The organism is Mycolicibacterium sp. ND9-15 (assembly GCF_035918395.1).
Classification (GTDB): domain Bacteria; phylum Actinomycetota; class Actinomycetes; order Mycobacteriales; family Mycobacteriaceae; genus Mycobacterium.
The window spans coordinates 781,632-795,678 of sequence record NZ_CP142362.1; the positions used below are offsets into that span (position 1 = coordinate 781,632).

The 14,047-nt window shown below is 66.5% G+C and carries 12 protein-coding genes; 2 read left to right on the forward strand and 10 right to left on the reverse strand.

Features of this window, described 5'->3' with window-relative positions:
- Nucleotides 1-47: 47 nt before the first annotated feature.
- The 3 genes from ilvC to QGN32_RS03905 are packed head-to-tail and all read right to left on the reverse strand — an operon-like array spanning nt 48 to nt 3,468.
- Nucleotides 48-1,049, reverse strand: coding sequence for a ketol-acid reductoisomerase (gene ilvC / locus QGN32_RS03895; RefSeq protein ID WP_326548919.1), 1,002 nt, complete (start codon nt 1,047-1,049; stop codon nt 48-50).
- 41 nt (nt 1,050-1,090) lie between these two features.
- Nucleotides 1,091-1,600: an acetolactate synthase small subunit gene (gene ilvN / locus QGN32_RS03900; protein ID WP_326547344.1), complete on the reverse strand. Its 510-nt coding sequence runs from the start codon at nt 1,598-1,600 to the stop codon at nt 1,091-1,093.
- Nucleotides 1,600-3,468: an acetolactate synthase large subunit gene (locus QGN32_RS03905; RefSeq protein WP_442791776.1), complete on the reverse strand. Its 1,869-nt coding sequence runs from the start codon at nt 3,466-3,468 to the stop codon at nt 1,600-1,602. Before QGN32_RS03905 ends, ilvN begins: the two co-directional genes overlap by 1 nt.
- Nucleotides 3,469-3,775: 307 nt before the next feature.
- On the opposite strand from QGN32_RS03905, the gene QGN32_RS03910 reads away from it, so the two are divergent.
- Nucleotides 3,776-4,123, forward strand: a complete 348-nt coding sequence (locus tag QGN32_RS03910) for a PH domain-containing protein (protein WP_326548921.1) — start codon at nt 3,776-3,778, stop codon at nt 4,121-4,123.
- A 21-nt stretch (nt 4,124-4,144) separates the two neighbouring features.
- Here QGN32_RS03910 and QGN32_RS03915 read toward each other — a convergent pair whose 3' ends face one another.
- Both QGN32_RS03915 and QGN32_RS03920 read right to left on the reverse strand, forming a co-directional pair.
- Nucleotides 4,145-5,356, reverse strand: a complete 1,212-nt coding sequence (locus QGN32_RS03915) for an IS110 family RNA-guided transposase (protein WP_326547345.1) — start codon at nt 5,354-5,356, stop codon at nt 4,145-4,147.
- Between the two features lie 260 nt (nt 5,357-5,616).
- Nucleotides 5,617-6,447 (reverse strand): DoxX family protein, encoded by an 831-nt coding sequence (locus QGN32_RS03920; protein WP_326547346.1) that lies wholly within the window; start codon nt 6,445-6,447, stop codon nt 5,617-5,619.
- Between the two features lie 139 nt (nt 6,448-6,586).
- Between QGN32_RS03920 and QGN32_RS03925 the strand changes: the two genes are divergently transcribed.
- Nucleotides 6,587-7,708 (forward strand): PQQ-dependent sugar dehydrogenase, encoded by a 1,122-nt coding sequence (locus QGN32_RS03925; protein WP_326547347.1) that lies wholly within the window; start codon nt 6,587-6,589, stop codon nt 7,706-7,708.
- Between the two features lie 280 nt (nt 7,709-7,988).
- Here the strand turns inward: QGN32_RS03925 and QGN32_RS03930 are convergent, their stop codons facing one another.
- The 5 genes from QGN32_RS03930 to gatC all read right to left on the reverse strand — a co-directional run bounded on the left by QGN32_RS03930 (nt 7,989) and on the right by gatC (nt 13,962).
- A complete protein-coding gene (locus QGN32_RS03930; RefSeq protein ID WP_326544898.1) occupies nt 7,989-9,182 on the reverse strand; it encodes an integrase core domain-containing protein in 1,194 nt (397 codons plus the stop codon).
- 259 nt (nt 9,183-9,441) lie between these two features.
- Entirely contained in the window at nt 9,442-10,947 is a 1,506-nt protein-coding gene (gatB, locus tag QGN32_RS03935; protein ID WP_326547348.1) for an Asp-tRNA(Asn)/Glu-tRNA(Gln) amidotransferase subunit GatB, read from the reverse strand.
- A 128-nt stretch (nt 10,948-11,075) separates the two neighbouring features.
- On the reverse strand, nt 11,076-12,107 hold the full coding sequence (locus QGN32_RS03940) for an ATP-dependent 6-phosphofructokinase (RefSeq protein WP_326547349.1): 1,032 nt from the start codon (nt 12,105-12,107) through the stop codon (nt 11,076-11,078).
- A gap of 77 nt (nt 12,108-12,184) precedes the next feature.
- Nucleotides 12,185-13,648, reverse strand: coding sequence for an Asp-tRNA(Asn)/Glu-tRNA(Gln) amidotransferase subunit GatA (gatA, locus tag QGN32_RS03945; protein WP_442791819.1), 1,464 nt, complete (start codon nt 13,646-13,648; stop codon nt 12,185-12,187).
- Between the two features lie 14 nt (nt 13,649-13,662).
- Complete coding sequence (gene gatC / locus QGN32_RS03950) at nt 13,663-13,962, reverse strand: Asp-tRNA(Asn)/Glu-tRNA(Gln) amidotransferase subunit GatC (protein ID WP_326547351.1); 300 nt, start codon at nt 13,960-13,962, stop codon at nt 13,663-13,665.
- Nucleotides 13,963-14,047: the final 85 nt, after the last annotated feature.

The window sequence follows — 14,047 nt, forward strand, 5'->3', positions numbered from 1 at the left end:
GAGCGCTAGCGGCGCTGAGCGCCGCTGCGGCTCCACAAAATCGCGTCTTAAGCCGTCTCGGTGATCGGGCGGTCGACCCAGCTCATCAGGTCGCGCAGCTTCTTGCCGGTGACCTCGATCGGGTGCTCGGCGTTCTTCTTGCGCAGCGCCTCGAGTTCCTTGTTGCCACCCTCGACGTTGGCTACCAGCTTCTTGACGAAGGTGCCGTCCTGAATCTCGGAGAGGATGTCGCGCATCCGCTCCTTGGTGTCCGCGTCGATCACCCTCGGCCCGGACAGGTAGCCGCCGAACTCGGCGGTGTCGGACACCGAGTAGTTCATCCGCGCGATGCCGCCCTCGTACATCAGGTCGACGATCAGCTTGAGCTCGTGCAGCACCTCGAAGTACGCGAGCTCCGGCGCGTATCCGGCCTCCACCATGACGTCGAAGCCTGTCTTGACAAGTTCCTCTGTGCCACCGCACAACACGGCCTGCTCCCCGAACAGGTCGGTCTCGGTCTCGTCTTTGAACGTGGTCTTGATGACCCCGGCGCGGGTGCCGCCGATGCCCTTGGCGTACGACAGCGCGAGCGCCTGCCCCTCGCCCTTGGGATCCTGGTCGATCGCGATCAGGCAGGGCACGCCCTTGCCGTCGACGAACTGCCGGCGCACCAGGTGCCCGGGTCCCTTCGGGGCGACCATTCCGATGGTGACGTCGGCCGGCGGCTTGATCAGGTCGAAGTGGATGTTGAGGCCGTGACCGAAGAACAGCGCGTTGCCGTCGGTGAGGTTGGGCTCGATGTCGTTGGCGAAGATGTCGGCCTGCGCGGTGTCGGGCGCCAGCAGCATGACGACGTCGGCCCACTTGGCGACCTCGGCCGGAGTGTCCACCTCCAGGCCTTGCTCGGTGACCTTCTCGCGCGACTTCGACCCTTCCTTGAGCCCGACCTTCACCTGCACACCGGAGTCGCGCAGGCTCAGCGAGTGCGCATGGCCCTGGCTGCCGTACCCGATGACGCCGACCTTGCGGCCCTGGATGATCGACAGATCCGCGTCGTCGTCATAGAACATCTCAACTGCCACGTACTTTCCTATCTACTAACTGACTTGGCTTACTTGGTGTTGCCGATACCGCGGGGGCCGCGCGACAGCGAGACCACACCGGACTGCACGATCTCGCGAATCCCGAAGGGTTCCAATACCCGTAGCAGCGCCTCGAGCTTCTCTTGGGTGCCGGTCGCCTCGATCGTCAACGACTCCGTCGACACGTCGACGACTTTGGCGCGGAACAGGTTCACCGCCTCGATGACCTGCCCGCGGGTCGACGCGTCGGTGCGCACCTTGATCAGCGCCAGCTCGCGGGATACCGAGTTGTCCTCTTCCTGCTGGACGATCTTGACCACGTTCACCAGCTTGTTGAGCTGTTTGGTGATCTGCTCGAGAGGCGCTTCCTCCACGCTGACGACGATCGTCATCCGCGACATGTTCTTGTGCTCGGTCGCGCCGACCGCAAGGGACTGGATGTTGAAGCCGCGGCGTGAGAACAGCGACGCGACCCGTGCCAGGACACCGGGCTTGTCCTCGACCAACACCGACAATGTGTGCGTTGCGGCCGTACTCATCAGGCGTGCCCTTCTTCCGGATCGTCGAACAGCGGGCGGATGCCGCGAGCGGCCTGGATCTCGTCGTTGCTGGTGCCAGCCGCGACCATGGGCCACACCTGGGCGTCCGCACCGACGATGAAGTCGATCACCACCGGACGGTCGTTGATCTCACGTGCCTGCCTGATCACGTCCTCGACGTCTTCGGCTCGCTCACAACGCAATCCGACGCAGCCGAGCGCCTCGGCGAGCTTGACGAAGTCGGGGATGCGGCGCGAGTGCGTGGCCAGATCCGTTTGGCTGTACCGCTCGTCATAGAACAGCGTCTGCCACTGACGCACCATGCCGAGGTTGCCGTTGTTGATCAGCGCCACCTTGATGGGCGCACCCTCGACGGCACAGGTCGCCAGCTCCTGGTTGGTCATCTGGAAGCAGCCGTCGCCGTCGATGGCCCAGACTTCGGCCTCGGGGCGGCCGAACTTGGCGCCCATCGCCGCGGGCACCGCGTAACCCATGGTGCCCAGGCCGCCGGAGTTGAGCCACGTCTTCGGGTTCTCGTAGGAGATGAACTGGGCGGCCCACATCTGGTGCTGTCCGACGCCCGCGACGTACACCGCCTCCGGCCCTGCCATCTTGCCCAGCGTCTCGATCACATACTCCGGCGACAGGCTGCCGTCGCTCTGCGGCCCGTAGCTCAACGGGTATGTCGCCTGCACCCCGTGCAAATACTCCCACCAGTTGTCGATCTTGAGCGTCTCGGCGATGTCGTCGCGGCGCAGCGCCCCGATCAGCTCGGCGATGACCGCCTTGACGTCAGCCACGATCGGCACATCGGCGTGACGGTTCTTACCGATCTCGGCGGGGTCGATGTCGGCGTGGATGACCTTTGCCTCCGGCGCAAAGGAATCCAGTTTGCCGGTCACCCGGTCATCGAAGCGGGTGCCCAGCGCGATCAACAGGTCGCTGCGCTGCAGGGCGGCCACCGCCGACACCGTGCCGTGCATCCCGGGCATGCCCATGTTCTGCGGATGACTGTCGGGAAACGCACCGCGCGCCATCAGCGTGGTGACTACCGGAATACCGGTCAGCTCGGCCAGTTCCAGGAGCTCCGCGCTGGCATCGCCGCGGATCACGCCGCCGCCGACGTAGAGCACCGGCTTGCGGGACGCCGCGATCAGCTTCGCGGCCTCCCTGATCTGGCGGCTGTGCGGCTTGGTGTTCGGCCTGTAGCCGGGCAGGTCGGTGCGCGGCGGCCAGCTGAATGTGCACTGGCCCTGCAGGACGTCCTTGGGGATGTCCACGAGCACCGGACCAGGACGTCCTGACGACGCGATGTGGAACGCCGAGGCGATCGCCTGCGGGATCTCGTCGCCGCTGCGCACCAGGAAGTTGTGCTTGGTGATCGGCATCGTGATGCCGAAGATGTCGGCTTCTTGGAACGCATCGGTGCCGATCAGGCCTCGCCCGACCTGACCGGTGATCGCGACCACCGGGATCGAGTCCATGTGCGCGTCGGCCAGCGGCGTGACCAGGTTCGTGGCACCAGGACCCGAGGTGGCCATCATCACGCCGACCTTGCCGGTCGCGTGCGCATAACCACTGGCCGCATGGCCGGCGCCCTGCTCGTGGCGGACCAGTACGTGGCGCAGCTTCTGGGAGTCGAACAGCGGGTCGTACACCGGCAGCACCGCGCCGCCGGGGATCCCGAAGATCGTGTCGACGTCCAGTTCCTCCAGCGACCGGATCACCGCCTGCGCGCCGGTCATCTGTTGCGGCGCAACGCGTTGGGCCGACGCGGGCGTCGACGTCGCTCGCGATTTCTCGACATGTCCGTCATCGGGCACGGTTGCGGCCACCTGCTCCAGCGGTCGAGTTGTTGGTGCGCTCACGGTGTTCGTTCTCCTAAATCCTGGTTCGGATCCGTATCTAGGGTCTCAAATCGGTTGTCGGGGCAAGAAAAAACCCCCGTCAGCAAGGCTGCTGTACGAGGGTCGCGCGTCGGTGCCGGTGGCTATGCCCGCATAAGGGCGAGCGCGGCATCAACGCGCTTACCAATTACTACGAGCACCCCCACGGTCTGCATAGCCGTCTACGGTAGCCTCTGCACTGGTCACGGGTCAAATCGCGACTCAGTGCGAAGATGGCGGGGTGAGTCCCGACGCTGTGCCTGCCCCCGTCGTCATCCGAATCTCCCCGATGGCGCATTTCGCCGTCGGGTTCCTGGCGCTCAGCCTGCTCGCGCTCGTTCTCGCGGGTCTCACTTGGGTGGCCCTGCTCTTGATCGTGCCGATCGGACTCTCTGTCCACGTCGCGCGCTCCCGGACGGTGGCCGACCGCGACGCCCTGACCGCGCGCACGTTGCTGGGCAGTGAGACGGTGCGATGGGACGACGTCGACGGCCTGCGATTCGGCAAGGGTTCGTCGGCCTACGCGCATCTTCGGGACGGCAGGCAACTGCGCCTGCCGGCGGTGACATTCGCGACGTTGCCGCTGCTGACCGAGGCCAGCGGCGGCCGCGTTCCGAACCCCTATCCGCAGGACTAGATACCCCAGGTGTGTAGCGGGTCAAGCGGCGGCGGCTTGTCTGTGTGCCCAGGCTTTGTGTTCGTCGTAGCGGGTGTGGTGGCGTAGGCAGCCGTGGAGGATGCCGACGAGGCGGTTTCCGAGTGCGCGTATGGCTTGGTGGTGGGTGTCGCCGTTGGCGCGGTGTTCGTCGTAGTAGGCACGAGCGCCGACGCTTCGGGTCAGCGTGCAAAACGCCCATTGATCGACTGCGTCGTAGAGGCGTTTGTTGCGGATGTGGCGGGCCAGCACGGCACGTTTTCGACCCGACGCGATGGTCAACGGTGATGTTCCCGCGTAGTTCTTGCGACACTTGGCCGTGGTGAACCGGTTCGGGTCGTCCCCGAACTCACCGAGCACCCGGGCGCCGAGCACAACACCAAGTCCTGGCAGGGAGCGGTAGATGTCGGCGTCCGGGTGCGTCTCAAAATGGTCGGCCAGCGCGGTTTCGAGGTCGGTGATCTGAGTGTTCAGCGCGGCAATGACGTGCACCGCCGCGGTCGTGGTGGCCCCGAACGCGGCTGTGACCGCGGGCGGTGCAGTGAGATGCTCACGGCGCAGCACGGCTTGTATCTCGGTGGCGCGTGACTCGATGTTGCGTTGCCGTCCAGAAGCTTTGAGTGCCGATCCGATCTTGGCCACGCTCAGTCGAGCGCCCTGGTCAGGTGTTGGAGCACGTCCCAGGATGGCCAGTGCGTCGCTGTCGGTGAGCGAATCGAAGGCCTCCAGCGCAGCGGGGTAGTACTCCCGCAGCCCGCTGCGCAGCATGTTGGCATGCCGGGTGCGTGCCCAGATCAAGCTTTGATGAGAACGGGCCAGCACCTTGATCGCCTCAGCCTGCGGGCTGTCGCCGGCGATCAGTCGGTGATTGTGCCGGTCAGTGCGGACCAGATCGGCCAACAGCTTGGCATCAGCGGCATCGGACTTCGCCCCCGACACGTGATGCCGATCGCGGTAGCGGGCGGCCGCCATCGGGTTGATCGCCCACACCTGATAGCCGGCCGCGGCCAACGCCGAGACCCACAGGCCCCGATCGGTTTCGATGCCGACCAGCACCTGGTTTGGCTCCTCGGCGTGCGCGGCGATCAGCTCATGCAGGGCCCGGATACCGGCCAGGCCCTCGGGTAATCGCCGGGCCGCCAAGTGTTGGCCTGTCTCGTCCATCAGATACACGTCGTGATGGTCTTCGGCCCAGTCGTCGCCGACGAAGATCATCAGTGTCCACCTCCTGCGCTCGTCGTTGATTCAGATGTGAGCCCGAGGACACTCGGCGGCGACCTAATGGATCAGTGCTCACGCACGGCACGACACCCCATCAGCGCTATAAGCGACCTCACCGAACCGGTCGGGGCACGATCTAGTCATAGGAGTCGAACAGCACTCCAGGCGAACGCAGTGCTCACCGACCAGCGGCTCGATAATCAGCGTCGCCGCACCGAATCACTATTCATTCGAGGCTCGCCGATCGACTCCCATTAGGCGAACGGATTGCCGCCGTTGAACAGCACCCAGATCGCGACACCCGCGCCCGCGCCGAGCACCAACGCGCCGAACGACCCTAGGAACGGCCGGCGCGCCCATCCGCGTCCGGCGTCGAATCCGTACCGGCCGGGCCCGGTCAGCACGAGGGCCGCTACCGCGCACGTCAGGAACACCTTGTATTCGTGCCCGTCGGTCAGGAAGTCCGACAGCCGCGCCGCCTCGTGGGCGACCATCGCCTCGGCCAGCACACCGGTCACCAGGTATGCCAGCGCACCGGCGGCCGCGACCGGAGTGAAGAGACCCAGGATCAGCAGCACCCCGGCAACGATCTGACCGCCGGTCGCCACGTAGGTCAGGATGTCGGCGTAGCGGAAGCCCATATCGGACAGTTCCGTTTCCCACCCGCTGAGCCCGGGGCCGCCCCACAGGCCGAACGCCTTCTGCAGCCCATGGCCGATGAACAGCGCGCCCACCGCAAGCCGCAGCAAGAGAAGGCCCAGGTCGAGCGTGCCGCGACGGTCCGCCGCACCCCTGAACGGGTCAGGCCCGACCTCGGCGGGCTCAGGCGAATAGCTGTCCAGTACGTGTCGATCGCCAGGCTGCACGTACGGCAGCGGTTCGGGGTCGTTTAGCAATCCGAACCCAGGCGAGACCGGTGCGGCGCTGTTGGCGTCGTAGTGCGGGATCGCGGTGGTCTCGAAGTCGCCCGCGTAGTTGGCGGAGGGAAGATCGTCTTCGGGGTCGACCAGGCTCGCCGACGCCGGCTGCCCGGCCGCGTCGTCGGGCCGCTGCCAGGCACGTGGGTCATTGGAATGACTGGTCACACTGCCAGCGTAAGTGCTGATGACCCGGTAACCGGGTATTGGCGCGGTGCTTTCGGGGCCTTAATTCACCGGTTCTCTGCCGCTGCGTCCGGCGGGTGCGCGTGGCGGGCACGGCCGAACGATCCGTAACCTGGCTCGCATGAAACTGCGCCGTCCGATGCGGGGTGTGCTCGCCGTGTCGTGTGCGGCGTTGCTCGTCGGGTCGGGATGTGCGCGATTCGACGATCTGCAGTCGCAGCCGTTCACCACCGAGCCGAAACTCGAGCCGGGCCCGACGTCGACGCCGCCACCCCCGCCTCCGCTGCCGCCGACGCCGTTCCCCAAGGAGTGCCCGGCGCCCGGCGTCATGCAAGGGTGCCTGGAAAGCACCAGCGGGCTGATCATGCTCCCCGACAACCAGTCAGCGCTGGTCGCTGAGCGCACGACCGGCGTTGTCAAGGAGGTTTCGGTCCGGGCTGAGCCCAAGGTCAAGACGACGCTGCCGGTCGACGGCTCGGGCGACGGCGGGCTGATGGACATCGTGCTCTCGCCGACCTATCAACAGGACCGGCTGATGTATGCCTACGTCAGCACCCCGACGGACAACCGCGTCGTCCGCATCGCCGATGGCGACATCCCCAAGCCGATCCTCACCGGCATCCCGAAGGGCGCCACCGGCAACACGGGCTCGTTGATCTTCACCAGCCCGACGACGCTGCTCGTGCAGACCGGCGACGCGGGAAACGCCGCCGACGCCGCGAACCCGCAATCTCTGGCGGGCAAGGCGTTGCGCATCGAACAGCCCACCACGGTCGACCAGGCCCCGACGACGACGGCGCTGTCGGGCCTGGGCGCCGCGGGCGGCATGTGTATCGATCATTCGGACGGGTCCCTGTACGTCACCGACCGCGCACCGTCCGGTGACCGGTTGCAGCGCATCACGAAGGACTCCAAGACTTCGACGGTGTGGACCTGGCCCGACCGGCCGGGCGTGGCGGGTTGCGCGGCGCTCGACGGGTCGGTGCTGGTCAACCTCGTCAACACCAAGCAGACCGTCGCCGTCCGAATGGCTCCCGAGACTGGCGCGGTCACCGGCGACCCCGAGGTGGTGCGCCAGGACCAGCACGGCCACGCCTGGGCGCTGGCGATGTCGCCAGACGGCAATATCTGGGGCGCCACGATCAACAAGACGGCGGGCGACGCGCAGAAGCTCGACGATGTCGTCTTCCCGCTGTTCCCACAGGGCGGCGGTTTCCCACGCAGTCCCGCGGACAACACCTGACCGGCTGGCCTCGCTCGATATTGCAGCCATGGCTGCGGTTCTGGCCAGCGAACAGCCCTGTACGCAAACGTGGACACCGCGACACCGCTCACCGCGGGTTCTAGTCGTCGGGCCACGGCAAGGACCTGTCGATGTACGGGTTCGAGGACTACACCCGCATCAAGCACGTCATGGCGTAAACGGGGTAACTACGTGCGATTTCTGGAGTGTTAGCGGCGCTGACCGCCGTGTGGTGTCTCGGGACATCGCTGACACTTATGTCTCGGGACATCGCTGACACTCATGATGCCGGTTTGGGCTCGCGGGTGCGATAGGTGCGGGTGGTCTTGTCGATGGACTGGTAGTTGCGTGTGGGATCGGCAGTGAGAGTGCGCACGAGTCGGTTGCCGCTGAAGATGGTGATGTGCTCGCCGTCGCGGATGACATCGCAGTCGTGGCCGGCCCAGCGCAGCCCGACGTTGACCTTGTAGGGCGCGACGAACACCTGTCCCGACTTCTCTCCGACGGTGCGGCGGCTGACGAACACCGGTGCGGGCAGTGGACGCTCGGCGGGGCGGGCCATGACGGTGGCGCTGAATGCCTCGGCCGGGGTGGCGCCACGTAGCGCGCGGTGCGGCCGTTGGTGGTTGTAATAGGTGCGGAACTGCTCGAGCAGGGCGTTGAGTTCCTCGACAGTAGCCGCCGGATCGCGGGCAGACAGCCACTTCTTCAGCGTCTGCCAGAACCGCTCGATCTTGCCGCAGGTCTGCGGGTGAAACGGCGTCGAGTTGATGGTCCGCACCCCGAGAGCGCGCAGATTGACCTCGAAAGCTGATTCATGCGCGTGGAAGCGGCCAGTGTAGACGATTCCGTTGTCCGACAACGACATCGATGGTATCCCGCACTCGTCGATGCCTGCCAGCATCACCTCCCAGACAAGCTCGGCGTCCGCGTCACCGGCACCCGCGCGCAAACCCACCACATACCGGGAGTGGTCGTCGAGACTGCCCGCGATGCCCACCGCGCTGCCGTCGGCCAGCGTCCATCCGGTCCAATCGGACTGCCAACACTCGTTGGGCCGATCGAAGCAAAACCGTTTGGTCGCCGACTTCGGCCGCTTCTGTGGCTGCGGGACGATCGCCCCGCGACGGGTCAAGATCTGCCACACCGTCGACACTGACGGCACCGCGATACCCTCGCGCTGCAACGACCACACGATCGACTGTGCACCGTGATCGCGGCCATCCTCGATCAACTGCTTACGCCGCAACACGATCAGGTCTTCCACCTCGACCGGGGTCTGCCCCGGCGAAGTCAGCGGACGCCGCGACCGATCCTGCAGACCCTCGATCCCACCGTCACGGAAACGCTTGCGGAACTTGTAATACGTCTGTCGACTGATCGCGCTGTCCCGGCAGAACTGCGCCACGTTGTCGACCTGGCCGGCCAACGCCGAAGCCATCCGAATGTCCATCGCCGTCACCTTCTGAGCCATGAGCCATCCTGGCCCAGGCCCTACTCAAGTGTCAGCGATGTCCCGAGACATACAACTGTCAGCGATGTCCCCGAACAGAACACGGCGCTGACCGCCGGTGCGACTCCACAAATCGCTCAGGCGACGGGAGTGTTGGTCACCAGCGTGGCGACGAAGCGGTGAATGTCGTCGACGGTCAGTTCGGCCCCGCCGACCTCGAGGTCGATCAAGTGAGACAACAGGTCCTCGGTGGGCTTGCAGCAACGCTCGGCTCTCGACGCTAGGAGCAGGCAGTCAATACCAGTTCGCGCACCCGTGCCGCATCGGCCTGCCCCTTGGTGGCCTTCATCACCGCGCCGACGATCGCGCCCGCGGCGGCCACCTTGCCGCCGCGAATCTTCTCTACGACGTCGGGGTTGGCGGCCAGCGCCTCGTCCACGGCGGACTGCAGCGCCGAGTCGTCACGCACGACCTCGAGCCCGCGGTCCTTCATCACCTGCTCGGGTTCGCCATCGCCGGCGAGCACACCCTCGACGACCTGGCGCGCGAGCTTGTTCGACAACTTGCCGTCGTCGACTAGCTTGACCACCGCGGCCACCTGGGTGGGCGTGATCGGCAGATCGTCGAGTTCGACGCCGGCTTCGTTGGCCTTCTGCACCAGAAAGTTTCCCCACCAGGCCCGGGCGGCGTCGCTGGAGGCGCCCTGTTCGACGGTGGCCGCGACCAGTTCCACTGCGCCGGCGTTGACCAGGTCGCGCATCACCTCGTCGGAGACCCCCCAGTCGTCCTGAATCCGTTTGCGTAGCACCCATGGAAGCTCGGGGATCGTTTGGCGCAGACGCTCGACCCACTCGGCGCCGGGGGCCACCGGTTCGAGGTCGGGCTCTGGGAAATACCGGTAGTCCTCGGCGGTCTCCTTGCTGCGGCCCGGCGATGTGTGGCCGTCCTCGTGAAAGTGCCTTGTTTCCTGATGGATTCGGCCTCCAAACTCGAGAATGGCTGCCTGGCGGCGCATTTCGTAACGGACAGCGACCTCGACACTCTTCAGCGAGTTGACGTTCTTGGTCTCGGTGCGGGTACCGAACTCCTGCTGCCCGGTTGGCTTCAGCGAGACGTTGGAGTCGCAGCGCATCGACCCCTGATCCATCCGGACATCGGATACATCCAACGCGCGCAACAAGTCCCGTAGCGCGGTCACGTAGGCCCGGGCCACCTCGGGAGCGCGCGGGCCTGCGCCCTCGATCGGCTTGGTGACGATTTCGATCAGCGGCACACCGGAACGGTTGTAGTCGATCAGCGACGTCGTCGCGCCGTGGATGCGCCCGGTCTCGCTGCCCAGGTGGGTCAACTTGCCGGTGTCCTCTTCCATGTGGGCGCGCTCGATCTCGACCCGCCAGGTGGAACCGTCGTCGAGCGGCACGTCGAGAAAACCGTCGATCGCGATCGGCTCGTCGTACTGCGAGATCTGGTAGTTCTTCGGCATGTCCGGATAGAAGTAGTTCTTCCGAGCGAACCGGCACCACGGCACGATCTCACAGTTCAGCGCGAGCCCGATCCGGATCGCCGACTCGACGGCTTTCAAGTTGAGCACCGGCAGCGATCCGGGCAGGCCCAGACAGACCGGGCACACCTGGGTGTTGGGTTCGGCCCCGAACTTGTTGGCGCACCCGCAGAACATCTTGGTGGCGGTGTTGAGCTCGACGTGCACCTCTAGGCCCAGCACAGGGTCGTATTTGGCGACGACGTCGTCGTAGTCCAGCAGGTCAGCCTGGGCCGTGGCAGTCATGCGGCCGATCCTAGTGGCCGTCACCGGCGTGGGCTCACACGAAGTCGGGGACAGACCCGCGACTGCTCGAAACGGCGGAACAGAGGGGGTTTGCCTCTGCGCTCGCCGTGGGGTCTGCCAGGGGTAGATCAGCCGAAGAACTCCGCGGCGTCGTCGTAACGGCTCTGCGGGACCAGCTTCAACTGACGGGTCGCGTCGGCCAGCGAAACCCGGCCGATATCCTGCCCGCGGAGCGACACCATCATCCCGTACTCACCGGCGTGCGCGGCGTCGGCGGCGTTGACCCCGAAGCGGGTGGCCAGCACGCGGTCGAAGGGCGTCGGCGTGCCGCCGCGCTGCACGTGACCGAGCACCGTCACCCGCACCTCTTTGTTGATCCGCTTCTCCACCTCGAACCCGAGTTGCTGCGCGACGCCGGTGAAGCGTTCGTGACCGAACTCGTCGATACCGCCCTGCCGCAGCTGCATCGTGCCCTCCGCGGGCTTGGCTCCTTCGGCCACCACGCAGATGAAATGCGAGTCACCGCGCACGAAGCGCTGTTTGATCAGTCGGCAGACCTCTTCGACGTCGAACGGCTGCTCGGGAATGAGGGTCATGTGCGCGCCCGAGGCCAGGCCGGCGTTCAGCGCGATCCATCCCGCGTGCCGGCCCATCACCTCGACGAGCATCACCCGTTGATGGGACTCCGCCGTGCTGTGCAGCCGATCGATGGCCTCGCTCGCCACGCCGAGGGCGGTGTCATGTCCGAACGTCACATCGGTGCAGTCGATGTCGTTGTCGATGGTTTTGGGCACCCCGACCACCGGGACGTTCTCCTCCGACAGCCAGTGCGCCGCGGTGAGCGTGCCCTCGCCGCCGATCGGGATCAGTACGTCGATGCCGTTGTCGTCGAGCGTCTGCTTGATCTGGTCAAGCCCGGCCCGCAGCTTCTCCGGATGCACGCGCGCCGTACCCAGCATGGTGCCGCCCTTCGCCAGCAGCCGGTCGTTGCGGTCGTCGTTGGCGAGTTGGACGCGACGGTTCTCCAGCAGCCCGCGCCAGCCGTCCTGAAATCCGACGACCGACGAGCCGTACCGCACGTCGCACGTGCGGACCACCGCTCGGATCACCGCGTTCAGTCCTGGACAGTCGCCGCCACCGGTCAGCACTCCGACTCGCATGCCTACATCCTCCCCGAGTGCGCGGTAGTTCGCGCCCTCTGTCGGTGTTTGCGTAGAAGAACGTGCGCTCGCGGTACCTAGATCGCCGTCGGCAGCGGACCCCGCGCCGCCTCGTAGGCGGCGCCGACGCGATAGAGCCGGTCGTCGGCCAGGGCCGGTGCCATGATCTGCAGCCCGACCGGCAGATTGTCGTCGGGCGACAGGCCCGAGGGCACCGACATCCCGCAGTGTCCCGCCAAATTCAGCGGCAGCGTGCACAAGTCGAACAGATACATGGCCAGCGGGTCGTCGACCTTCTCCCCGAGACGGAATGCCGTGGAAGGAGTGGTCGGCGTCACCAACACGTCAACCTTCTGGTAGGCCTCATCGAGGTCGCGCGCGATCAACGTGCGGACCTTCTGGGCCTGGTTGTAATAGGCGTCGTAATAGCCCGCCGACAGCGCATACGTGCCAATCATGATGCGGCGCTTGACCTCTGGGCCGAATCCCGCGGCGCGGGTCAACGCCATGACCTCCTCGGCGCTGCGCGTGCCGTCGTCGCCGACGCGAAGCCCGTACCGCATCGCGTCGAACCGTGCGAGGTTGCTCGACACCTCGGACGGCAGGATCAGGTAGTAGGCGGACAGCGCGTAGTCGAAGTGCGGGCAGTCCACCTCGCTGACCTCGGCCCCCAGCGCGGTCAGCTGTTCGACCGCGTCGTTGAACGACGCCAGCACGCCGGCTTGGTAGCCCTCGCCGCGCAACTGCTTGACCACGCCGATCCGCATACCGTTCAGGTCGCCGGCCGCGCCCGCCCTGGCCGCGCCGATGACATCGGGCACCGCGGCGTCGACCGACGTCGAATCCTTCGCGTCGTGGCCCGCGATCACCTGGTGCAACAGGGCGGTGTCGAGGACGGTGCGGGCGCACGGGCCGCCCTGGTCGAGTGACGACGCGCAGGCGACGAGCCCGTAGCGCGACACGGTGCCGTAGGTCGGTTTCACGCCGACGGTGGCGGTCAGCGCGGCCGGTTGGCGGATCGAGCCACCGGTGTCGGTGCCGATGGCCAACGGCGCCTGAAACGCCGCCAGCGCGGCGGCACTGCCGCCGCCGGACCCGCCGGGGACGCGGTCGACGTCCCACGGGTTGCGGGTCGGCCCGTACGCGGAGTTCTCGGTGGACGAACCCATCGCGAACTCGTCCATGTTCGTCTTGCCCAGGATCGGTAGGCCCGCCGCACGCAACCGCACGGTGACAGTCGCGTCGTACGGCGACGTCCAGCCCTCGAGGATCTTGGAGCCGCAGGTCGTCGGCATGTCGGTCGTGGTGAACACGTCCTTGAGCGCCACCGGCACCCCGGCCAGCGGCGAGGGCAGAGCCTCTCCGGCGGCCACGGCGGCGTCGACTCGTGCCGCGGCGGCCAAGGCGCAGTTCTCCGCAACGTGCAGGAAGGCGTGGTAACGGTCGTCGATCGCCGCGATCTGGTCCAAGCATGCCTTGGTGGCCTCGGTCGACGACACCTCCTTGGTGGCGATCTTCTGCCCGAGCGTCGACGCGTCCATCCTGGTCAGGTCGCTCACTCCGCCTCCCCCAGAATCCTCGGGACCGCGAACCGGCCCTCGGCCGCCTTGGGCGCCTGGTCCAGTGCCTCTCCCTGGGTCAGGCACGGCTCGACGACGTCGGGCCGAAAGACGTTGACGTCGGTGAGCGGGTTGCCGGTCGGCTTGACGCCGGCGACGTCGACGGACTGGATCTGGCTGACATGGTCGAGGATGGCGTCCAACTGCCCGGCATAGCTGTCCAACTCGTCTTCGGTCAGGGCGAGGCGAGCGAGACGGGCCAGGTGGGCCACCTCGTCTCGGGAGATCTGCGACACGACAAGCAAGCCTAGTCACCGTCGCCGCTGCGCCCGACGCGGTCGTCTCGCTTCGCGCAAGCGCTCATCGCGAGAATGCTCGGGA